The sequence below is a fragment of the Microbacterium resistens genome, assembly GCF_031456305.1.
GTDB classification, from domain to species: Bacteria; Actinomycetota; Actinomycetes; order Actinomycetales; family Microbacteriaceae; genus Microbacterium; species Microbacterium resistens_A.
The window spans coordinates 1-19,072 of record NZ_JAVDUM010000015.1; the positions used below are offsets into that span (position 1 = coordinate 1).

The window sequence follows — 19,072 nt, forward strand, 5'->3', positions numbered from 1 at the left end:
ACGAACAGGAGAGCATCCCCGAACTCATCGCGGCATAATCAAAACAGCTGACCTCGCCGGTGTTGACAATCTCCACCACTCAGAGGGACGCCACCGCCGTTGGCCGCAGAACGCGTCCGAACGGCCCGTTGTCATGGGGCAGACGGGCCGACTGTGGAAAGCTCCCAGGCAGTGACCTTCACGGTCGATCCGGAAATGACGTCGCTATCGATGGGTTTCGATCCGCGGGTCTCGCCGGCCAACGCCGACACCCAGAACGTCCGAGCAACAAGTGCTCCCTGTGTGGAGTTGGCATCCCAACCGACGTAGGCGACCGCCGAGGCATGCGCAGGGATCTCGACGCGCGTCGCCCCCGGATCGGTCGCCATGAAGGAACTGCCACGTTCAACCGTCACCGCGAGCAGGTGATCATTCTGGTCGCCAAACGCAATATCGGGGTAACCCTCAATCACGCACGGGGCATCGGAGAAGTTCATCAGCTCGAGCCGCAGCCCGCGGTGACCCGTCGCGCCATCGACGTCGCCGGAAAGAACCATCGCACGCTCAGACGTGCACGCGTCATCACCCGTAACCCCAGCTCCCTTGACGTGGTCAGGGACCGGCTCGCCCTCAGCATCGGGGTCTGGTCGAGCGGCGCCGTCAGCAGGAGCCGGTTCGGTCATTGCCTCCTCGGCACGCAGCTGCGCCTGAGTCGCGCCATCGCCGAATATCTGCGTTGCTCCGAGCAGCACCAGCCCGCCCAGGGCCAGCACAATTCCGATCGCGGGGGTGCCTCGTCGTACCGAGAACACGGACTCCCCCGGCCTGGCGAGGCGACGTGCGATGAGTCCTGGTATCCACCCGTAGAGCAGGCCCCAATATGCGCCGACAGCGGCACGGGATCCCAGATCGAGACCCCATATCGCCCATCCGTTGGCGACGAGCGAGCCGAACACAAGCGCGACATCGACAGTCATTCCAGCGATCGCCCCGGCTGCTACCGTTGCCAGCCATGTTGCGGTGAATGGCCCACGCGGGCGCGCGACACGCATGATCGCCGCGTGGACCAGGGCGACGGCCACCGCTCCTGCAATCGGAAACAGCACCGGCCACGGAGCTGCCCAGGACCAGAAAAACGGTGTCACGCCTGAGGGCAGCACCGCCTGCTGGACACGGCTGAAGGGAGTCAACGAGACAACGGCTGAGAGGAAGACGACCACCAGCCACAGACCGCCGACGATGGCGCTGATCAGCCACGGCCGCCGCAGCCGCACGTCAGCCGGCACTATTGCCGTCTGAGCGCGCCAGCGCCCCGCGAGCACGATCCGCAGACCGCGCGAGAAGCAAGCCGGATCCCGTCATATGACGAGCCTACCGAGCAGGTGTCGGTGCTTGGGAGATGGGACGATGGCTCACGCCGGCATCGCGTCAACGCGTCTTGTGATCATCCGGGGCGATGCGGCGTCAGGCAAGACCACGACGTCGACGCTCCTGCGATCGAAACGCGATACCACTCGACACCGGCGAACCCTGGAATCCCGCAACCGAAACTACGTGCCTACCCGATCCGAACAGGTCCATCGCGGCACATTCACGATGTGCAAGCATCCCACTGACTTAGCCAGGCGATCCGTCGTCAGGAACATGTGTGGTCGGACCAGACCTCGAGGACACGATCGATGTCGGGGTATCCAGCCTCGTCGAGTTCGTTCTTGACGTGAAGGGTCACCGCGAGCATGTACGCCTCGCTCCCGAACGCGACATCGGACGTGTTTCGCCGCTCTTGCTCATTCATCGACATGTCGAGCAGGCTGCGCGCGGATTCAAGGCTCTCCTCGGAGACATCGTCCTCTTCGAGTGCGCGCTCCGCGATCGAGCGAGCCTCTTCCCTTGTCCCCTCTCGAAGATCGTCGATCCACCAGGAGCCGATGCAGTCCTGGCCTGCAGCGACGAAGCGATCAGTACGGTCCGCCGGTCCGCGCAAAGACGCACAGCCCGAGAAGAGCATGGTCATCGCGCCAAGAACAGCGAGGGCGGGGAAGACGACTCGGCCACGAGCGAGCGCCGCCGGGCACCGAAGATGACCTTCAGTCCGTCAAGGGGGCAACGATCTCATCCTTCGAAGAGCCTGTAGCCGGTGGGATTGTCGGGAAGATACAGGTTCCACCCGGCCTCGGCGAAGACTACGACCGCGTTGATCGCGATCGTCAGCACGAACAGCCACACCACAGCCCAGGCGACGATCCGCAAGGGCGCGCTCGTCGGGGCGACCGGCACCAGCCACCGCCCGCCGGCGAGCACCACGCCGCAGAACACCAGCACGACGAGGAACGACACCAGCGCCCAGGTGTAGAGGTGCATTCCGAGGACGGCTGTTCCGTAGCCCTGGTCCCCCGGGGCGATGTGAAGCAGCACCTGGCGACCGGACATGGCCATCCCCAGCACCGATCCGAGGATCGCGATCCCCGCGCCGGTCGCAAGCACACCGAGCGAGCCGCGCCCGCGCAGCGTCTGCGAGACGACGTAGATCGGTCCGATGGCGACGAGCATCATCGCCATGCGCTGCAGGATGCACAGCGGGCACGGGTACTCCCCCTGCGCGAACTGGAACCAGAACATCGCCGCCGAGAGGATTCCGAGGTACCCGGCGATGAAGGCGACGTGGGCCCAGAACGAAAGAAGTCGGATGATGCGCGGCGAGGTCTCGCCCGTCTCCGGCGTCTCAGCCTCGATCAGGGTGCTCACAAGCTCACCCCCAGCGTGTCGGTCGCGTGATGCAGGAACAGCATCGCCGCGGCGACGAACGCCACGCCGGTGCTGACGAGCACGATCCACGTCCGTCGCGCGCGAATCGCCGTGAACGCCGCGACGAGGATCAGCAAGAAGATGATGGCATCCATCCCGGTCCCTTCCCTCGATGCTCCCACCATGCCCGACCCCGTCGAGAAAGGCAAAAGGCGCATTCCTCGTGAACCCGAGTTCTATGATTCGCCGGTGAAAAACGAGGTAATCGAGTTCTCACCGCAAGGCTCTGCATTTGTGATATTGCGCTTTCTGCCGCTTTTTGAGCGCGGATGCATGGCACTTTCCTGAAGGCGTCACCCTGCCTGTGCGCTTTTGTCTTCCGAGCTGTGGAGCTGACTCTGGGTGGGGCCGTCGACCTGATCGTCTCGCCGCACCTCGCCTCCTGATCGGCTCCACCATCGATAGGCTGAGTCGATGACTCAAGGCCTTTCGGGCATGCGCATTCTTGTGGTCGGCGGTGGCGGGGCCGGGATCGGACATGCCATCACCCGACGTCTCGGTCAGCTCGGGGCCGTCTTGTCGGTCGCCGACATCGATCCGGAACGTGCGAGGGACGCAGCCGCCGAAGTCGCCGATGATGAACATCCGGCGACGGGATTCGCTGTGGATGTCCGTGACGCCGAGCAGCTGGCCCGTCTCGTCGACGATACGGTGACGGCTCTCGGCGGGATCGATGCCGTGATCACCGTCGTCGGCGGCCAGGTCGCGTTCGTGCCATCGGTGCGTCTACACGAGATGCAGGACGACGACTGGGATCGGATGTACGAGCTCAACCTGCGGTATGTCGCACGCCTCGTGCGGCTGGTACTCCCGCATTATCTGGCACAGAGGCATGGCGTCTTCGTCAGCATCGGATCGGTCACCGGATTCATGGGTGCGCCCGAGCAGGGCGCATATGGAGTCATGAAAGCGGGACTCGTCAGTCTGGCGCGGACAGTCGGTGCCGAATACGCCGCCGACGGCATTCGGATGAACGTTGTCGCGGGCGGTGCGATCGCGACGGCGGTCGCCAACTCCGATGAGGAGGGCTGGGTCGACGAGATTCCGATGGGACGGGCCGGCAGCGCGGATGAGATCGCGGCCGCCGTCGCGTACCTCTGCTCGCCCGAATCGCGATACATGACAGGTCAGCAGATCGTTCTCGACGGCGGCGTCTCGTCGCGAGGTCCGTTCCGCTGACCCTCCTCTCGTCTACTGTGAACGTCGGCGGGGAAGAGCACGAAGGGGAGACGGAAGAGTGATACGGAAAGAGGCCGGCGGCTACGACTGGTGGGTGTATGACGATGAGACGTCGATTCCCACCCTCGGAATGACCATCGGATATGGCCTGGTCCATGAACCGGTGGCAGAGACCGGTGCCCTGCAACGCTTGGCGGAATCCGTCCGATCAGAGCTGGGACGAGCGAGGGAGATCGCTGCCGGACAGGTTTCGGTCCCGGAGGTCATGGTCACCATCGGCCCGGACACGACGCACATCGCCGTTCGCGGCGATCTCGACACGGTGCGCAGTGCATGGGAACGCCTGGCTGAGCTCTTTGCGGGAACACATCCGCTCGAAGGATCCTCCGAGCTCCCGGTGCGCCTGGACGTCGCGCCGAGGGACATCACGAGCCGTTTCGGCCTCACATCGATCACGCTCGCCTGCCTCGGCAGCGTAGAGATCGACCGCACCGGTGATCCCGTAGCCCTGTGCGCGCATCTGAACCCTTCAGCCGGTCAAGTGAGGTGCGTGATGTCGACGAACAGCCCGGAACTGGTCGGAACAGCGTTCGCTCCCCCTCGAAACGCGCGGCCCCTCCTCCCGGAGCCGTCCAGGCTTCAGGGCGAGGGGGGATTCGGTTTCATGCAGTTTCCGCCCGGATACGCCCTGTGCAGCTTCGTGGTGCCTCGCACTGCGGACGGTGCCGCCGCGATCAGAGTCATTGGCGAGCAGAACGCGCAGCTGGTCGGTGAGGCCGTCGGAGCCGATGGGGTTCACCTCTCCGTCGTCCCGGTAGGACCGGACATGCTCGCGACGGTCATGTCGAGCGCGATCCCCTCAGCGCTGCAACGTGAGAGGATCCTGAAGCTGCTCGTCTCTCGACAGGCTCCGGACACGCTCGTCAGCGCTGTCGTCGAACGCGAGCGGCAGATGTCCTCCTACAGCCGGACCTGGGAGCGGGATGCGCTGGCTCTCGGCCCTGACCAGGACGTCTCCATCTCGGGCACCCGCTCCGCCCTTGCTACCGCGTGGTCTTCCTTGCGACTGTTCACCGAGCCGGGGATGGCTGCGCCTCCCGGGTTCGGGGAGGCGATTCCGCCCCTCGCGCCTGCCGTCGGCGTGCGCTTCCGCTCGCGCGCCGGTCAGGATCGGATCGATGTCGGCCCGCACCACATCACGAGTCTTCGTCGTGGAGCGACCCGCCACGGGGCCAGCCGTACCTCTGACGACATCGAGAACGTCGATCTGGAGGATCTCTCCCTCGTGCTGGAGGACGCCTCAGGAAGCCTGATGCTGATCGACGGGCAGTTCCGAGTCCTCGATGTCGCCGTCGATGTCTACCGAGGCTCGAAACGGTTGCGTCAGCTCCTCGACGAGCGCACGACGGGAGCTCCGCGGCTGCGGGTGAGCAACGCCGCCAACCCCGGTCCGATGCGCGAACGCGTGAAAGCCCGGCGCCGGCTTATCTGGACCCTCGTCCTCGCGCCTCTGGGCATCCTTGCCTTCGCCTGGATCATGTCGATCCTGGACGACACGATCCAGGGCACTCCGAACGGGAGCGCGGACTCCTCATACGTATCGACCGCTCTGCCATGGGCCTGAGCACGGCGACTAACCTGAGAAGGAGATGACGATGAACGCCGGAAACATGCTTCCAGAGAACCTGCCCATCCCGGAGGATGACGGGGCCGCCGACCATCTTCGCGGCATGTCCCTTCCCGCCCTCACGCTCCCCACGAGCGATGCCGGGGTCATCGACCTCGGCGCGCTGGGCGATGGACGTACCGTGATCTATCTCTATCCCTTGACGGGAAGGCCCGACACGGACCTCCCCGACGGCTGGGACAGCATTCCTGGAGCGCGTGGATGCACCACGGAAGCATGCGACTTCCGCGATCACCATGACGATCTCCTGGCCGCCGGAGCGCAGAGGGTATGGGGTCTGTCCAGTCAGGACATCCGCTATCAGGCGGAGGTCTCCGAACGTCTGCGTCTTCCCTTCGCGATGATCTCCGACACGGCATTCCTGCTCGGCTCGGCGCTGGCCCTGCCGACGTTCAGCGCACCAGGGCAACCACGTCTCTACAAGCGGTTGACCCTCATCGTCCGCGACGGAAGAGTCGAGCACGTCTTCTACCCGATCTTCCCGCCGAACACCCACGCCCAGCAGGTCCTCGATTGGCTCAGAGCGAACCCTGCCGAATGACGGCGCGACGCCCCCGCGACGAAGGGACTAGCGTCGAGGAATGACGAGCGTTCCCCCTGTCGTGCGTCGCGCAACGCTCGACGATGCCGGCCAGATCGCAGAGGTCCATGTCGCATCCTGGCGCGAGACATACGCAGGTGTCATCCCGGATCGTCTTCTGGGGCCAGAGACGCTGACCGCTCGACACCGCATGTGGTCCTCGATCCTCAGCCTCGACCCCGTGCCGGGGACCGTTGTCGTCGCCGAACGCGAAGGCCGAGTCATCGGCTTCGCCTTCTCCGGTTCTTCCCGTCATCCGGATGCGACGAGAGGAATCGAGCCAGCGCGTGATCTGCACCTCTTCTCGCTCTACCTCCTAGCCGCGGAGCACGGCGATGGCGTGGGACACGCTCTTCTGGAAGCCGCGCTCGGGAATGAGCCGGCCCAGCTCTGGGTTCTGAGCGCGAATGACAGAGCCCGCGCGTTCTATGAGCAGCACCAGTTCTGTGCGGACGGTGCGGAGATCGTGGATCCGGATCTCGATGGACTCGTGGAGATCCGGATGGTCCGCTGAGTCGCATCGGGCGATGAGCGCGGACGCCGCTCGCCGACGTCTGCTTCGCCACCCTCAGGTTGTGGACGATGATCGCAGCGAGCGCGCCCAGAGGCCCGGCCAACACGATGAAAGCTGCCCAAGTGCCGGCCGACGCGGTGAGGGCCACTGCTCCGAAGACCAGGAGCCCGGCGCCGATCGAACGAAGCGCGATCGAGCCCTTCGGGATCACTCCAGCATTTCGGAAGAACGGGATTCGAACATCTGGATTCGCGCGGAGAGTCGTCCACAGAGCGGCGAGAAAAAGGACGACCCCTGCCGCCCAGGAGACCCAACCGAAAACCGTCACTGTTCGACGATATCAATCCGTCTCGGGCGGTCCATCGGGCGGACTACCTCAGAACCGTGAACGGGGCTTGATATCCGGCACACGAACCCTCGCGGTCGCACTTGTCGAGAGGGCTCCCGATGACGAAGACCTGAGCCTTACCGCTCGGCGCCGTGTCCGGAACAGGGACCAGAACGGAGAACTCCCCGTCCTCATTAACCTCGACGCGACGCTCGACTGTCGAACCGGGACTCCCCGGGAAGGTGAGACGGACGACATATTCCTGATCCTTGTCGAGGCCCAAGTCGCACGTGCTCGGGAGGGCCGAGACGGTTATCGAATCGCCTTGCCTGACCGAATCGGGAGAGATCCCCAGCGGTGACGGTTGGCAGATCCCGGAACAGCCGGTCAGAACAGCGCCGGCCACGACGAGCAGGATCCCTCGGAGTGCGTGGCGCATAGGGGCAGTGTCCGCCTTCTCGTCCGAGTTGGCAAGAAGATCGTCCTGCGCGACACGGATTCAGCTCGCGCCGGCGAGCACCTCGGTGAGCTTCCTGTCGTGGAGGGGCTGCACAGGGCGGTGATTGTCCGGATACACCTTTGTGAACTCGGACAACTGCTCGGCGGAGACCGTGGACGGCTCGAGGAAGACGTTCCACTGCACGCCCTCGGTGCAGGGCGGTGTCGTGAGCGAACCCGCGTATCGCACGCTGGGCGAGCTGAGGGGGACGATTCCCGTGAGATCGATCGGGCCTTCGAGCGGCTCCGGCGCCGATTCCGCCGCCTCGGAGGGAATGCGGGAGAAGAGCTCGTTGAGAGCGTCGTTCTCCGCGCCCACGTTCAGGAGGACCCCGAGCACCAGCACCGCACCGTCCGCGCTCTTGTGAACGAGGTGGAGTTCGGCAGGAGTCGCGGCTCCGTTCAGGAGATGCTCGCTGCTCGCGTGGAAGTGGAACTGCTGGAGGAAGTACACGACACCGTCGACGGTGACCGAGTCGGCCGTGAGGTCTGCGGGTATCGCCTCGATGGTGTGCCCGTTGTTCTCGACGGCGAACGCGGTCGAGCGGTAGGACACGGCCAGTGGCGCCGCGTTCTGATCCGGCACGAGTCCGTCCGTGCGAATATCGATCGGAGATTCGGTGGAGTCGGGCTTGTCGGTGCAAGCCGGCGCGATCTGGCCCCAGTGATCAGGTCCCTCCTCCCCCGCGTACGACCACGAGGATGCCGATGCCGATGAGGATGCCGCGCTCGGTGTCGACTCCGGGGTCGCCTGCCCTGAGCACCCTGCCAGCGCCACCAGAGCGACGCCGATGAACGGGACGAGACGGCGAGCACGCCTTGAGAAAGTCACTCGCTGAATCTACTCGCGTTGTCGCCCCTCTCGGCCCGCTCTCAGCTGTTCGTCAGCTGCCGCCTCGTCGGTATAGTGAACGATGTTCAGGTGAACAGCGTTCAGGTGGAGGCGATCGTGACCCCGAAGATCACACTCGTCCGCGGCGCAGCAGATGTGGCGTTCGAGCAGGTGCGCGCGATCAGGGCGGCCGGCGACATACCGCTGGTCGGTGACGAACGATGGCCTCAAGAGCAATGGGCATCCGTCGCCGCACTCGTCCGCCGGGTGCAGCCGCCCCGAGGCGCCGCGTGGGCGGCCCTGACGTCGGGCAGCAGCGGTACGCCGCGGATCGTGGTGCGAACCGCGGAGTCTTGGCGCGCCTCGTTTCCGAGCATCGCCGCACTGCTTCAGCCCGCGGACATCGACGACCGGGACGGTGGCGTCCTGCTCCCGGCCCCGCCGTCATCCTCGCTCACGCTCTTCTCGCTGGCGCATGCGCTGGAGGGTGACGGACCGCGGCCCGTCTTCCCCCACGCGAACACGCGTGACGCGACCACCTTCCACGGCACACCGCACGGACTCGACGCCCTGCTGAGCACCGAGGCAGCAGCACACGTGCACACGGCTCTGGTCGGCGGCTCACACCTCGACGCCGGGATCCGCGCGCGAGCGGAGAGCCGGGGCATTCGTGTGATCGCCTACTACGGCGCCGCCGAGCTGTCCTTCGTGGCGCTCGACACCGGCGACGGCCTGCGACCGTTCCCGGGTGTCGACCTCGATCTTCGAGGCGGTGAGCTGTGGGTGCGCTCGCCCTTTCTCGCACTCGGCTACCTCGGAGACCGCGGACCGCTGCGCAAGGAGGGAGCGTGGGCGACCGTCGGAGATCTGGCCCAGATCGTCGACGGAACGCTGCAGCTCCGCGGCAGGGTCGACGGCGCCATCCAGACCTCCTCGGCCACGGTCGTGCCGGAGGAGGTCGAAGCAAGCCTTCGTCTTGTTCCCGGTGTGAAGGACGCTGTCGTCTTCGCCCTCCCGACAGGAAACATCGGCTCCCTCGTCGCCGCAATGCTCGAGCCCGAGTCGACATCGGCGCCACTGACCAAGGCGGGTCTGCGAGCCGCGGTCGCCGCGCGGCTCGCCCCGGCGCATCGACCCCGCCTCTGGTTCACCGGCCTTCTGCCACGGAACGCGTCCGGCAAGCCGGCGCGTGCGGAGGTCGTCCGCCGAGTGATGGCGGGTGAGGTCGACCGTGTCACCGGATGAACCCGTCATCGTCGCCGCCCGCCGCACGCCGATCGGCACGCGTGGCCGTGCGCTGGCGTCGCTGCGTGTCGAACAGCTCGCAGCGCCCGTCATCATGGCGACCCTCGCCGACGCGATCGAGGCGACCGGCGGTCCGATCGATGTCGCGGACGTGGTGCTCGGCAACTGCATGGGCCCCGGTGGCAACCCGGGGCGCGTGTCCGCCCTCGCCGCAGGTCTCGGCATCGAGGTCACCGGCGGGACCGTCGACCGGCAGTGCGGCAGCGGGCTGGCAGCCGTACTGGACGCCGTCGCCGCCACCCGAGTCGGTGACCGACGTGCGCGCATCGCGGGCGGGGTCGAGAGCGCGTCCACGGCGCCCGTTCGCTCGGTCGACGGGGTCTCTTACGACCGTGCCGCGTTCGCTCCGGCGGGCTGGCCTGACCCGGACATGGTTCGAGCGGCCGAAGACCTGGCCGGGGCCGAGGGGATCGGCCGCGCTCGACAGGAGGCCCATGCCGCGCGCAGCCATCGTCGCGCGCTCTCGGCCCTGGATGCCGGACGCTTCCGGGATGAGCTGGTTCCGGTGGGCGGGCTCGCCGTTGACGACGCGATCGGTGCGGCCGAGCCGTTGCTTCCTCGGCTCCCACTCCTCTTCCCCGGTGGATCGCTCACCGCGGGGACGACCACGCGCATCGGCGATGGTGCTGCCACGGTCGTCATCGTTCCGCGCCAGCGTTCGGGCGGCGCACCCGGACTCACCGTCCGCGGACACGCGCTGATCGGGTGCGACCCGGCCCTCCCCGGGATCGGCGCCGCGCCCGCGATTCACGCGGCGCTCGCCTCTGCGGGCGCAGCCATCGGCGAGGTCGCCGCATTCGAGATCGTCGAAGCGTTCGCCGCGCAGTCGCTGGCAGTCCTGGACCATCTCGGCATCGACGAGGATGATCCCCGCGTATGCGCGGACGGAGGTGCGCTCGCCCTGGGGCACCCGTGGGGCGCCAGCGGTGCCGTCAGCCTGGTCCGTCTGTTCAGCCGCCTGGTCCGGGCCGGGGCTCCGTCCGGGGCCATCGGCGTCGCGGCCGCGTCGATCGGAGGAGGGATGGGCATCGCCGCGGTTGTCGAGGTCGTCCGGTGACCCGCGCCACACCGCTGTGCGTGTCGCCCGCCCCTCGACGCTGCCCCTGCGCGGCGCTCCCCCGCCCCTCAGTTGCCGGACAGCTGCATGAGCTTCTCAGGATTGGGAAACTCTTCGAATCCGACTTTCCGGTACAGGCCGTGCGCGTCGCTGGTCACAAGGAGGACTCGACGGAGGCCCAGCGGGCGCAGCTCCCCGATGACGCCCTCCGCCAAGGCGACGCCCGCCCCTCCTCCGCGCGCAGAAGGGGCGACGTAGACGTCACAGAGCCAGGCGAAGGTCGCGCGGTCGGTCACGACGCGCGCGTAGCCGATCAGCGCCCCGTCCTGATCCAGCGCACCGAAGTTGATCGATCCCCGAGCAGCCTGCTCGACCGTCTCCCGGGAGCGTCCGATCGCCCAGTACGCGTCCTCGGAGAGCCAGCGGTGCACGATCTCGAGGTCGATCTCGGCCAGATCCGTCGTGATTCGCGTGTTTCCCATCCGTCAACGCTAGACCAGCGCGCAGCCGTCAGCCGGGAGGGTTCGATCCGAACGCGTACCCGCCGACGAAGACCAGGAGGCTGAGGAGCGCACCGCCGAAGAACACCGACATGGTGAGGACCAGGCGGGCGTTCCCGCTCCTCGCCATCACGCCGGACAGGACCGTGCCGAGCGCGACGACGCCCAGGCAGCCCCAGAGCAGGGAGCGAGCGGCGACGAGGACGGACGATCGATCGGGAGCCGTGGCGTGCGGGAGCTCACCCTGGAGCGAACCGTTCAAGTACCCGCTGATCCCCGCGAGAACAGCCGCGATGACCACGATCGCGATCGCGACGAAAGAGGCGGCTGCCGAACCCCGCTTCGACGTGGCCGCCCGTTTCTGCCCGGTTGCCGTCACCCCTGCTCCCCCGTCCGAATCACTGCGGAATCGCCGCGGAATCGATCATTGCACGGCGACGACCCCTTCCCCTCTCCCGGCCGCGCCCGCGATCATGGGTATCACCGCTGTCGTGCGGGGGAAGAGGAGACGTCTCATGACCAAATACCTGATCTCGTTCCCGAGCGACGCTATGCGGCAGCTTTCCGATGAGGATCTTCGACGAGCGGATGTCGACTCCCACGCGGTCGTCCAGGAGGCGAAGGACGCGGGCGTCTGGGTCTTCGGCGGCGGCATCGACGAGAGTGTTCCTCCCGTCACGGTCGCCGCGGATAGAACCGTGACAGCGGGGACCTATCCGCAGACGAGGCGGATCGAAGGAGGCTACGCCGTACTGAACCTGCCCTCGTATGAGGCGGCACTGGAATGGGGCGCGAAGATCGCGACGGCCTGTCAGTGCGCACAGGAGGTTCGCGCGTTCCACGACGATCCCGCCAGCTGATCCGCGTGATCTGCCCTGTCAGAGCTCCCGCACCGTCAACAGGCTTCGTCCATGGGTGCTCTCGCCGGTCACACGTCCCGTCTCCCGAAACCCGAGCTTCTCCAGGACACGTCGTGAGGCGATGTTCCAGTCCCAGACCGTCGCCCAAAGACGTCGATACCCTGCAACCCTCGCCCAACCGATCACGGCCTGCCCGGCCTCCGTCGCGTATCCGTTGCCGTGCACGGCGCGAAGCAACTCGAATGCCAGCTCGGGGTCCTCGGGCGATCCGTTCCCCGCGAAGACGACTCCGCAGTACCCGATGACCTCGGCGGTGTCCTTGCGCTCCACGGCGAGGAGGCCCAGCCCGGATGCTCCCCGCTCAGACGTTCCCTGCTCGTCACGGATGTGCGCGGCGATGTCCTCGACCGTGGGGTGTCCTTCGTCATCGATCCGTCGATGCGGGGGCACCCGGGGATCCCGTTCTGTCCACATCTGGCGATAGACGGCCGCCTCCTCCTCCCGCTGGCGCCGCAGCAGGAGACGAGCGGTCTCGAGGGCGTTCACTGGGCGAGCCGACATGCCGGCATTCTCCCAGCTACGACGGCGATACGCCTCTTCTCACTCTGCCTCACTCCGCGCGATGGTGAGATCCACGATGAGTCAAGTGTGCTTGACATGATTCGGCATCGCCTCTACTGTCAAGTGAACTTGACTTTGGAGGCTGACGTGAACGCACACGATGAGACCGGGACCTATCGCGAGTCGATCCGGGCGACGGTCCGGCTCGTGCTCTGGGGGCTTGTGTGGCTGGTGACGCTCGCCGCGGCGCGGTTCGGCCCGGAGACCCTCTGGGACTCGGGTCGGCTGCCGGTCGCGAGCTGGGTCGCGGTCATCCTCAACGTTCTCGTCGGCATCGTCTGGATCGTCGCCTTCACCCGCTTCCTTCGCACGCTCGACGACCTTCAGCGCAAGATCATGCAGGACGCCCTGGCGGTCACGCTCGGCGCAGGCTGGGTCATGGGATTCGCCTACGTCGTCGCAGACAAGGCCGGGCTCATCCGCTATGACCTCGATCTCGCGCTCTTCCCCGTCCTCCTGGGCGTGGTCTACCTGATCGCATTCGTCGTCGGCAGGATCAGGTACCGATGAGGAACCGCATCACGGACCTGCGAGCGGAGAACGCCTGGACGCAGGCGGAGCTGGCGCAGCGGATCGGCGTCTCGCGCCAGACGATCAATGCGATCGAGACGGGGAAGTTCGATCCAAGCCTCCCCGTCGCCTTCCGCCTCGCCCGGCTGTTCGGACTGAGGATCGAGGAGATCTTCATCGACGACTCACAGTCCGCCTAGCGTCCAAGGGCTCCGCAATGCGACTCCCGATCCGGGTTCAGCGGATGCCACCGACACGGAGCGCCACGGCGTCGAACGCCCTGTCGGAGAGCAGCCAACGAAGGAAGATCAACGGCTTGGCGCCGAAGCCCACCGCATAGCGAGTCTTCGGACGACGAGCCGTGGCCGCTTTCACGACCGTCTTCGCGACGAGCTCGGGCGGCGAGGACTGTTTGACGGTCGCCTCGGACCGGAACGTCGTGGCGACCGTTTGCGCCTTCGCAGCGTAGGCGCCCTTCGCGGAGGTCTCCACGAGGTGATCGGCGGCGATCCCGCTCCATTCGGTGCGGATTGCGCCAGGCTCGACGATGACCACGTTGATGCCGAAGGGCTTCGTCTCCAGGCGCAGACAGTCGCTGAAGGACTCCAGCGCGAACTTCGTGGCGTGGTACCAGGCGCCGAACGGCGTGTAGATCTTGCCGCCCATCGACGTGATGTTGATGATCGTGCCGCTCCGCCGCGACCGCATCGAGGGAAGGACGAGCTGGATGAGACGGGAGGCGCCAAACACATTGACCTCGAACTGACGGCGCGCCTCCTCCAGCGCGACGTCCTCGACCGGGCCATAGGAGCCGTACCCCGCGTTGTTCACCAGAACGTCGATACGCCCGGTCTCGGCGAGGATGCGGTCGATGCCCTCGTTCGCCGACGCCGCATCCGTGATGTCCATCGCCAGCGTCCTGATGCCCTGCGCGTGCAGATCCGCCATGCGGTCGACGCGGCGGGCGACGCCATAGACGAGGAATCCCGCCTGTTGTAGGTCCAGGGCGAACGCGTGGCCCATCCCCGAGGATGCACCGGTGACGAGTGCGACTTTCTGGGTGCTGCTGGCCATGATCTCTTCCCTCAACTAAAGTGAACTGTGGTTCGAGTAAAATACTGAACCACAGTTCGAGTTTTCGCAAGCCAGTCCCCTGAGAGGAGTGATCGCGTGAGCGAGCGCCCCCCGAAAGCGATGCGCGCGGACGCGGTCCGCAATCGCGCGAAAATCCTCGATGCGGCGAGGGACCAGATCACCCGGCACGGCCCCGATGTCGGCATGGACGAGATCGCCGCCGCCGCAGGTGTCGCGGTCGGCACGCTGTACGGCCACTTCCCCACCAAGGTCCACCTCGTCGCGTCCGTCGTCAGCGAGTTCTTCGCCCAGGTCGCGGATCGCAGCGAGGTTGCGGCGCGCGCGGTGAAGGACGGAAGTCCGGCATTCGGAGAGCTCGCGGCGTTGCTTCATGACGTCGCCGTCGCGACGTCGACCAACCAGGCGGCGAAGGCGGCGGCCGGGGCTCTCGACGCCGGAGGGAGCGACTCGGAGGATCTACAGCGGGCGATGGTCGCCTTGCAGTCGATCATCGATCGGGCGCGATCGGATGGCACGATCCGCCAGAACCTCGCCGTCGACGATCTCTACCTCCTGGTGAGCAGCATCCCGGCCGGGCAGGCCGCCGAGACCCTGGACCGATGGATCGACCTCGTCCTCCACGGGATCGCCGTCGAGCCCCGATCGTCCGGAACGAGCCAGGCGGCTGAGCGATGAATGCCGAAGCGCGCGTCGTCTCCGTGCGCGACGGCAACATCCTGCCGACCGCGTCCTGGCTCTATGTCTGGGTCGACATCGCCGAGAAGAGGGTCGTCTACGTGGGCGGCACGGGTCATGACCGGGAACTGAGGACGTTCCTGCATCTGACGGCCGACGCGTCCGGCCCCGGAAGAACGAGTGCCGCCTCCCCCGCGATTGAAGGACGTGACGTCGACGTCCTCGCCTTCCGCCTGCCGGAGGATCTGCCACGCCCCGAGGCGAAGAGAGCGCTGCAAGAGGCGATAGCGAAGCTCGACCATGGCGTCGGCGAAGATGTGCCGATCGATACGGGTACCGCCGTCATCGAATCGATCGTAGAAGCAGTGCGGCGCCACATCGAGGGTCTCCGCTAGGAGGGTCTCGGCGAGGCGCGCCTGACCGTTTCGTGACGCAGGGACCGTGTCAACGACGGGGTGCAGGGCGCGTCACCGGCGACTCAGGCTCTCCCGTCTCGTGCAGGGTCACGGCGTTCTGCGCCTGGATCCGCACGTACTCGATCTCGGTGCGCGCCGAGAAGTAGGCGATGTGCGGGGTGAGAACGATGTCGTCGCGGCCGAGCAGCGGGTGCCCGACCTGCGGCGGTTCCGCATCGAGCACATCCAGAGCCGCTCCGGAGAGGTGTCCGGCGTCCAGCGACGCCACAAGGGCGTGGTTGTCGATGAGGCCGCCACGCGACACGTTGACGAGCACGGCGCCTTCGGGCATCCCGGCGAGGAAGTCCGCATCGACCATGTGCGCGGTCTCCGCGGTCAGCGGCAGATGCAGCGACAGCACGTCGGAGCCGCCGCGAACCTCGTCGAGCCCGGTGCGCTGCACGCCGAGAGCGTCCAGGTCGGCGCGCACCTCCGGCGTGTCGGGCATGAGCGGATCGTAGCCGAGCACGCGTCCGAACAACGGGCCGGCGAGCCGGGCGAGCTCGCGCCCGATCCGGCCGAGGCCGATGATGCCAAGGGTCTTCTCACTGAGCCGCGGCGGCGCCTGGGGCGCGCGCTCGTTCCAGTCCGCAGGGTTCGCGCTGGCCAGGTAGAAGCGCAGTTGCCGCACGCTGTACAGCAGGGTCGCAAGAGCATGCGTCGCGACCTCCTCCGTGGCGGCGCCGGGCACGTTCGTCACCCAGATGCCGTGCTCGGTGGCCGCGTCGACATCGACATAGTCGAAGCCCATCGACATGAGCGCGATAATCTCCAGGTTCGGCAGCTGCTCGATCATGTCGCGGGTGATCGAGGCGTAGCCGGGAAGAAGCGCCACCGCATCCCGCGCCCCCTCCACGATCTCGTCCGGGTCGCGCGTGCCGAGCACCCGCACCTCGAAGCCGTGCGCCTCGAGCAGGGCGATACCGGGAGCCGGGTCCGTGTCTTCGACGTCGGTGTAGACCGCGATCGGCTTGGTGGTCATCTCTTCTTCTCCTCTGCGTCTCCCTCGCCGCGGTCGCGCACGATCGCCCGTGCCATCGCGGTGAGGAGCTCATAGGCCACATGACTGGCGGCGATGCCCGTGATCTGCGCATGGTCGTACGCCGGGGCGACCTCCACCACGTCGGCTCCGACGATGTTCAGGTCCGCCAGCCCTCGGATGATCCGCAGCAGCTCGCGGCTCGTGAGCCCGCCCGCCTCGGGAGTGCCGGTGCCGGGCGCGTGCGCCGGGTCGAGCACGTCGATGTCGACCGACACGTACAACGGGCGGTCGCCGATACGGTTCCGCAGCCGCTCCAACGCCGCTGACACCCCCTGCTCCTCGACGAACTCGCTCGTGATGATCGAGAACCCGAGACGCGCATCGTCTTCGAGGTCGCCCTTGCCGTACAGCGGGCCGCGGGTGCCGACGTGGACCGATGCGGTGCGGTCGAGGAATCCCTCCTCCGAGGCGCGGCGGAACGGCGTGCCGTGTGTGATCGGCTCGTCGAAGTAGGTGTCCCAGGTGTCCAGGTGCGCATCGAAGTGCACCACAGCGACAGGCCCGTGCTTCGCACTGAGCGCTTTGAGCAGCGGATAGGCGATCGTATGGTCGCCGCCGATCGTGAGGATGCGGTCGACCCGCTCCCCGAGCTCCGTCGCCGCCTGGGCGATCTGCTCGACGGCATCGTGGATCCGGAAGGGATTCGCGGCGATGTCGCCGGCATCCGCCATCTGCACGGCCTCCCAGCCGGAGAAGTCCTGCGCGGGGTTGTACGGGCGCAGCAGCCGGCTCGACGCGCGCACGTGCTCCGGTCCGAACCGCGCGCCCGGGCGGAAGCTCACCCCGCTGTCGAACGGAACGCCGACGACGGCGATGTCGGCCCCGCCGACATCCTCGATGCGAGGCAGCCGGGCGAAGGTGGACAGCCCCGCATAGCGCGGGGTCTTCGAGGCATCCGCCGGGCCGATCGGTGTGCTGCTCATGGGCGTTCCTCTCACAGGGCGAACGTGGACTGGTCGATGTGGATGACCTGCAGGCCGCCGGCGGACTGCGCCTGCTGCACGGCCTCGGCGAGCTCGATGGCCGAGTCGGCGCGCCGTCCCGTGCCGCCGAACGCCGTGCCGAGCGCGGCCCAGTCCGGCTGGGTCAGCTCGACCCCGACCGGGGCGATGCCGGCATCGGCCTCATTCTGCCTAATCTCGGCGTAGCCGCCGTTGTCTACGACGATGACGGTGACGTCGAGTCCCTGCTCGACGACGGTGATCATCTCCTGAACCGAGAACATGAGCGCCCCGTCTCCGGTGACGGCGAAGGCCGGCCGGCCGGGGTCGCCGAGACGGGAGCCGAGCGCGGCCGGCAGCGCGTAGCCGAGCGTGGCGTACGTCGCCATGTACGGCATCGAGTTCGCCCTCGGCACCCGCAGCACATTCATCAGGCCCCAGTACGCGATCTGCGACGAGTCGGTCGCCACGATCGCATCGGCCGGCAGCACGCCTGCGATGACCTCCGCGAGCGCCGCGTTGACCGGCGACAGCTCGTGCACCTCGGCCCGCACCGCGTCGAGGGTCCCGGCGACGTGGCCGCCGGTGCGCGGCTGCCCGTCGCCGAGCTCGGCGAGCAGTGCCTGCAGGGACGCCGCAGCATCGCCGACGATGCCCACGTCCGCCCTCTGGTTCTTGTCGAGCTGCGAGGCGAGCAGGTCGATGCGGATGACCGTGCCGCGGGCGTCGAGCTGGTCGACCCACAGCTCGGCCGCACCGAGCTTGGATCCGACCACGAGCAGCACGTCGGCGTCGCGGGCACGATTGCGCGCCGCGGCGAGACGCAGATTGGCTCCCAGCGAGAGCGGGTGGTGCTCGTCGAGCACGCCCTTCGCGTTCGCGGTGGTGACCACAGGCGCACCGAGGCGTTCGGCGACTGCCCGCAGTGGACCTGGTGCCCTGCGAGACCCGCCGCCGGCCAGGATCACGGGGTCGGTCGCCGCGGCGAGCAGACGGGCCGCCTCCGCGATGGCAGCGGTATCGGCCACCGGCGCCGGGGGGAACCCTCGCGGGGCGAGATCGTCGTCGCTGACCCCGTCGGCCACCTCCTCGAGCAGGTCCAGCGGCACCTCGATGTACACCGGGCGCGGGCGACCCGTCGCGAACAGCGCGAACGCGTCATGCACCGCAGCGACCGCCTCGGCGGCGGTGCCCACGCGTCGCCCCCACTCGACGACGGCGGAGGCCGCGGCGAGCTGGTCCTTGGTCTCGTGCAGCGTGCCGACGTCGGCGAACTCGCTGCCGCGCGCGGGGCCGGGCGAGAGGATGATCATCGGCCGGGACTCGCAGTAGGCGGTCCCCGCGGCGGACAGCGCGTTCAGCAGGCCCGGCCCGCTCGTGGTCATGACCACGCCGGGCAGCCCCGTCTGCAGCGACCAGCCGTCGGCCGCGTAGCCGGCGCCCTGCTCGTGACGGGTGGTGACCGGTCGGATCCCGAGGGCCGAGAGCGGGCGATAGAGCTCGAGGTTGTGGGTGCCCGGGATGCCGAACACCGTGTCGATCCCGTAGCCCCGCAGAGCCTCGATGATCACCCAGCCGGTGGTGCGTCTGATCTCCGTCTGCATTTCGC

Annotated in this window: 25 protein-coding genes; 12 read left to right on the top strand and 13 right to left on the bottom strand. The window is 67.4% G+C overall.

All coding sequences use genetic code 11. The features are described from left to right. Positions 1-131 precede the first annotated feature (131 nt). The 4 genes from J2Y69_RS15350 to J2Y69_RS15365 all read right to left on the bottom strand — a co-directional run bounded on the left by J2Y69_RS15350 (position 132) and on the right by J2Y69_RS15365 (position 2,879). On the bottom strand, positions 132-1,265 hold the full coding sequence (locus J2Y69_RS15350; RefSeq protein ID WP_310022343.1) for a DUF4232 domain-containing protein: 1,134 nt from the start codon (positions 1,263-1,265) through the stop codon (positions 132-134). A gap of 350 nt (positions 1,266-1,615) precedes the next feature. Further along, a complete protein-coding gene (locus tag J2Y69_RS15355) occupies positions 1,616-1,993 on the bottom strand; it encodes a hypothetical protein (RefSeq protein ID WP_310022345.1) in 378 nt (125 codons plus the stop codon). Positions 1,994-2,091: 98 nt separating this feature from the next. Continuing rightward, positions 2,092-2,724, bottom strand: coding sequence for a disulfide bond formation protein B (locus J2Y69_RS15360; RefSeq protein WP_310022347.1), 633 nt, complete (start codon positions 2,722-2,724; stop codon positions 2,092-2,094). After that, positions 2,721-2,879 carry a DUF5993 family protein gene (locus J2Y69_RS15365; RefSeq protein WP_310022349.1) on the bottom strand — a complete coding sequence of 53 codons (159 nt, stop codon included), beginning with the start codon at positions 2,877-2,879 and terminating at the stop codon, positions 2,721-2,723. Before J2Y69_RS15365 ends, J2Y69_RS15360 begins: the two co-directional genes overlap by 4 nt. Before the next feature lie 28 nt (positions 2,880-2,907). On the opposite strand from J2Y69_RS15365, the gene J2Y69_RS15370 reads away from it, so the two are divergent. The 5 genes from J2Y69_RS15370 (at position 2,908) to J2Y69_RS15390 (ending at position 6,744) form a co-directional block, all read left to right on the top strand. Further along, positions 2,908-3,072, top strand: a complete 165-nt coding sequence (locus J2Y69_RS15370; protein ID WP_310022351.1) for a hypothetical protein — start codon at positions 2,908-2,910, stop codon at positions 3,070-3,072. A gap of 147 nt (positions 3,073-3,219) precedes the next feature. Next, positions 3,220-3,963 (top strand): SDR family NAD(P)-dependent oxidoreductase, encoded by a 744-nt coding sequence (locus tag J2Y69_RS15375; RefSeq protein WP_310022556.1) that lies wholly within the window; start codon positions 3,220-3,222, stop codon positions 3,961-3,963. A gap of 664 nt (positions 3,964-4,627) precedes the next feature. Beyond that, on the top strand, positions 4,628-5,587 hold the full coding sequence (locus J2Y69_RS15380) for a hypothetical protein (RefSeq protein ID WP_310022353.1): 960 nt from the start codon (positions 4,628-4,630) through the stop codon (positions 5,585-5,587). Positions 5,588-5,618: 31 nt separating this feature from the next. After that, positions 5,619-6,191, top strand: coding sequence for a peroxiredoxin (locus tag J2Y69_RS15385; RefSeq protein WP_310022355.1), 573 nt, complete (start codon positions 5,619-5,621; stop codon positions 6,189-6,191). 40 nt (positions 6,192-6,231) lie between these two features. Continuing rightward, the gene (locus J2Y69_RS15390) at positions 6,232-6,744 is read left to right on the top strand and encodes a GNAT family N-acetyltransferase (RefSeq protein WP_310022357.1); all 513 of its coding nucleotides are present in this window, start codon (positions 6,232-6,234) and stop codon (positions 6,742-6,744) included. Positions 6,745-7,115: 371 nt separating this feature from the next. Here J2Y69_RS15390 and J2Y69_RS15395 read toward each other — a convergent pair whose 3' ends face one another. Together J2Y69_RS15395 and J2Y69_RS15400 are read right to left on the bottom strand one after the other, a co-directional pair. Beyond that, positions 7,116-7,511: a hypothetical protein gene (locus tag J2Y69_RS15395; RefSeq protein ID WP_310022359.1), complete on the bottom strand. Its 396-nt coding sequence runs from the start codon at positions 7,509-7,511 to the stop codon at positions 7,116-7,118. 60 nt (positions 7,512-7,571) lie between these two features. Next, positions 7,572-8,225, bottom strand: coding sequence for a carbonic anhydrase family protein (locus J2Y69_RS15400; RefSeq protein WP_310022558.1), 654 nt, complete (start codon positions 8,223-8,225; stop codon positions 7,572-7,574). A 267-nt stretch (positions 8,226-8,492) separates the two neighbouring features. Between J2Y69_RS15400 and J2Y69_RS15405 the strand changes: the two genes are divergently transcribed. Together J2Y69_RS15405 and J2Y69_RS15410 are read left to right on the top strand one after the other, a co-directional pair. Continuing rightward, a complete protein-coding gene (locus J2Y69_RS15405) occupies positions 8,493-9,647 on the top strand; it encodes a class I adenylate-forming enzyme family protein (RefSeq protein ID WP_310022361.1) in 1,155 nt (384 codons plus the stop codon). Then, complete coding sequence (locus tag J2Y69_RS15410) at positions 9,634-10,764, top strand: thiolase family protein (protein WP_310022363.1); 1,131 nt, start codon at positions 9,634-9,636, stop codon at positions 10,762-10,764. Before J2Y69_RS15405 ends, J2Y69_RS15410 begins: the two co-directional genes overlap by 14 nt. Positions 10,765-10,832: 68 nt before the next feature. Here the strand turns inward: J2Y69_RS15410 and J2Y69_RS15415 are convergent, their stop codons facing one another. Together J2Y69_RS15415 and J2Y69_RS15420 are read right to left on the bottom strand one after the other, a co-directional pair. Next, positions 10,833-11,246: a GNAT family N-acetyltransferase gene (locus tag J2Y69_RS15415; protein WP_310022365.1), complete on the bottom strand. Its 414-nt coding sequence runs from the start codon at positions 11,244-11,246 to the stop codon at positions 10,833-10,835. Positions 11,247-11,274: 28 nt separating this feature from the next. Continuing rightward, complete coding sequence (locus tag J2Y69_RS15420) at positions 11,275-11,526, bottom strand: hypothetical protein (protein WP_310022367.1); 252 nt, start codon at positions 11,524-11,526, stop codon at positions 11,275-11,277. Positions 11,527-11,779: 253 nt separating this feature from the next. On the opposite strand from J2Y69_RS15420, the gene J2Y69_RS15425 reads away from it, so the two are divergent. Then, positions 11,780-12,124, top strand: a complete 345-nt coding sequence (locus J2Y69_RS15425) for a YciI family protein (RefSeq protein WP_310022560.1) — start codon at positions 11,780-11,782, stop codon at positions 12,122-12,124. Between the two features lie 18 nt (positions 12,125-12,142). Here the strand turns inward: J2Y69_RS15425 and J2Y69_RS15430 are convergent, their stop codons facing one another. Beyond that, positions 12,143-12,685 carry a GNAT family N-acetyltransferase gene (locus J2Y69_RS15430; protein WP_310022369.1) on the bottom strand — a complete coding sequence of 181 codons (543 nt, stop codon included), beginning with the start codon at positions 12,683-12,685 and terminating at the stop codon, positions 12,143-12,145. A gap of 147 nt (positions 12,686-12,832) precedes the next feature. Between J2Y69_RS15430 and J2Y69_RS15435 the strand changes: the two genes are divergently transcribed. Both J2Y69_RS15435 and J2Y69_RS15440 read left to right on the top strand, forming a co-directional pair. Then, positions 12,833-13,255, top strand: coding sequence for a hypothetical protein (locus J2Y69_RS15435; RefSeq protein WP_310022372.1), 423 nt, complete (start codon positions 12,833-12,835; stop codon positions 13,253-13,255). Then, on the top strand, positions 13,252-13,455 hold the full coding sequence (locus tag J2Y69_RS15440; protein ID WP_310022374.1) for a helix-turn-helix transcriptional regulator: 204 nt from the start codon (positions 13,252-13,254) through the stop codon (positions 13,453-13,455). Before J2Y69_RS15435 ends, J2Y69_RS15440 begins: the two co-directional genes overlap by 4 nt. Before the next feature lie 37 nt (positions 13,456-13,492). On the opposite strand, the gene J2Y69_RS15445 is transcribed toward J2Y69_RS15440, so the two are convergent. Continuing rightward, on the bottom strand, positions 13,493-14,329 hold the full coding sequence (locus J2Y69_RS15445; RefSeq protein ID WP_310022376.1) for an oxidoreductase: 837 nt from the start codon (positions 14,327-14,329) through the stop codon (positions 13,493-13,495). 96 nt (positions 14,330-14,425) lie between these two features. Here J2Y69_RS15445 and J2Y69_RS15450 point away from each other — a divergent pair, with 96 nt between their 5' ends. Together J2Y69_RS15450 and J2Y69_RS15455 are read left to right on the top strand one after the other, a co-directional pair. Next, on the top strand, positions 14,426-15,025 hold the full coding sequence (locus tag J2Y69_RS15450; RefSeq protein WP_310022378.1) for a TetR/AcrR family transcriptional regulator: 600 nt from the start codon (positions 14,426-14,428) through the stop codon (positions 15,023-15,025). A 23-nt stretch (positions 15,026-15,048) separates the two neighbouring features. Next, the gene (locus J2Y69_RS15455) at positions 15,049-15,420 is read left to right on the top strand and encodes a hypothetical protein (protein ID WP_310022379.1); all 372 of its coding nucleotides are present in this window, start codon (positions 15,049-15,051) and stop codon (positions 15,418-15,420) included. Between the two features lie 49 nt (positions 15,421-15,469). Here J2Y69_RS15455 and J2Y69_RS15460 read toward each other — a convergent pair whose 3' ends face one another. The 3 genes from J2Y69_RS15460 to J2Y69_RS15470 are packed head-to-tail and all read right to left on the bottom strand — an operon-like array spanning position 15,470 to position 19,067. Further along, positions 15,470-16,462: a C-terminal binding protein gene (locus tag J2Y69_RS15460; RefSeq protein WP_310022382.1), complete on the bottom strand. Its 993-nt coding sequence runs from the start codon at positions 16,460-16,462 to the stop codon at positions 15,470-15,472. After that, positions 16,459-17,445, bottom strand: a complete 987-nt coding sequence (speB, locus tag J2Y69_RS15465; protein WP_310022384.1) for an agmatinase — start codon at positions 17,443-17,445, stop codon at positions 16,459-16,461. Before speB ends, J2Y69_RS15460 begins: the two co-directional genes overlap by 4 nt. An 11-nt stretch (positions 17,446-17,456) precedes the next feature. Then, the gene (locus J2Y69_RS15470; protein ID WP_310022385.1) at positions 17,457-19,067 is read right to left on the bottom strand and encodes a thiamine pyrophosphate-binding protein; all 1,611 of its coding nucleotides are present in this window, start codon (positions 19,065-19,067) and stop codon (positions 17,457-17,459) included. Positions 19,068-19,072 lie beyond the last annotated feature (5 nt).

What these genes read in the sequence shown, in the direction of transcription:
- J2Y69_RS15375 (WP_310022556.1), top strand. Translation starts at nt 3,220, where the DNA reads ATGCGCATTCTTGTGGTCGGCGGTGGCGGGGCCGGGATCGGACATGCC.
- J2Y69_RS15390 (WP_310022357.1), top strand. Translation starts at nt 6,232, where the DNA reads ATGACGAGCGTTCCCCCTGTCGTGCGTCGCGCAACGCTCGACGATGCC.
- J2Y69_RS15415 (WP_310022365.1), bottom strand. Translation starts at nt 11,246, where the DNA reads ATGGGAAACACGCGAATCACGACGGATCTGGCCGAGATCGACCTCGAG.
- J2Y69_RS15395 (WP_310022359.1), bottom strand. Translation starts at nt 7,511, where the DNA reads ATGCGCCACGCACTCCGAGGGATCCTGCTCGTCGTGGCCGGCGCTGTT.
- J2Y69_RS15385 (WP_310022355.1), top strand. Translation starts at nt 5,619, where the DNA reads ATGAACGCCGGAAACATGCTTCCAGAGAACCTGCCCATCCCGGAGGAT.
- speB (WP_310022384.1), bottom strand. Translation starts at nt 17,445, where the DNA reads ATGAGCAGCACACCGATCGGCCCGGCGGATGCCTCGAAGACCCCGCGC.
- J2Y69_RS15430 (WP_310022369.1), bottom strand. Translation starts at nt 12,685, where the DNA reads ATGTCGGCTCGCCCAGTGAACGCCCTCGAGACCGCTCGTCTCCTGCTG.
- J2Y69_RS15365 (WP_310022349.1), bottom strand. Translation starts at nt 2,879, where the DNA reads ATGGATGCCATCATCTTCTTGCTGATCCTCGTCGCGGCGTTCACGGCG.
- J2Y69_RS15470 (WP_310022385.1), bottom strand. Translation starts at nt 19,067, where the DNA reads ATGCAGACGGAGATCAGACGCACCACCGGCTGGGTGATCATCGAGGCT.
- J2Y69_RS15370 (WP_310022351.1), top strand. Translation starts at nt 2,908, where the DNA reads ATGCCCGACCCCGTCGAGAAAGGCAAAAGGCGCATTCCTCGTGAACCC.
- J2Y69_RS15355 (WP_310022345.1), bottom strand. Translation starts at nt 1,993, where the DNA reads ATGACCATGCTCTTCTCGGGCTGTGCGTCTTTGCGCGGACCGGCGGAC.
- J2Y69_RS15380 (WP_310022353.1), top strand. Translation starts at nt 4,628, where the DNA reads ATGCAGTTTCCGCCCGGATACGCCCTGTGCAGCTTCGTGGTGCCTCGC.
- J2Y69_RS15425 (WP_310022560.1), top strand. Translation starts at nt 11,780, where the DNA reads ATGACCAAATACCTGATCTCGTTCCCGAGCGACGCTATGCGGCAGCTT.
- J2Y69_RS15440 (WP_310022374.1), top strand. Translation starts at nt 13,252, where the DNA reads ATGAGGAACCGCATCACGGACCTGCGAGCGGAGAACGCCTGGACGCAG.
- J2Y69_RS15460 (WP_310022382.1), bottom strand. Translation starts at nt 16,462, where the DNA reads ATGACCACCAAGCCGATCGCGGTCTACACCGACGTCGAAGACACGGAC.
- J2Y69_RS15445 (WP_310022376.1), bottom strand. Translation starts at nt 14,329, where the DNA reads ATGGCCAGCAGCACCCAGAAAGTCGCACTCGTCACCGGTGCATCCTCG.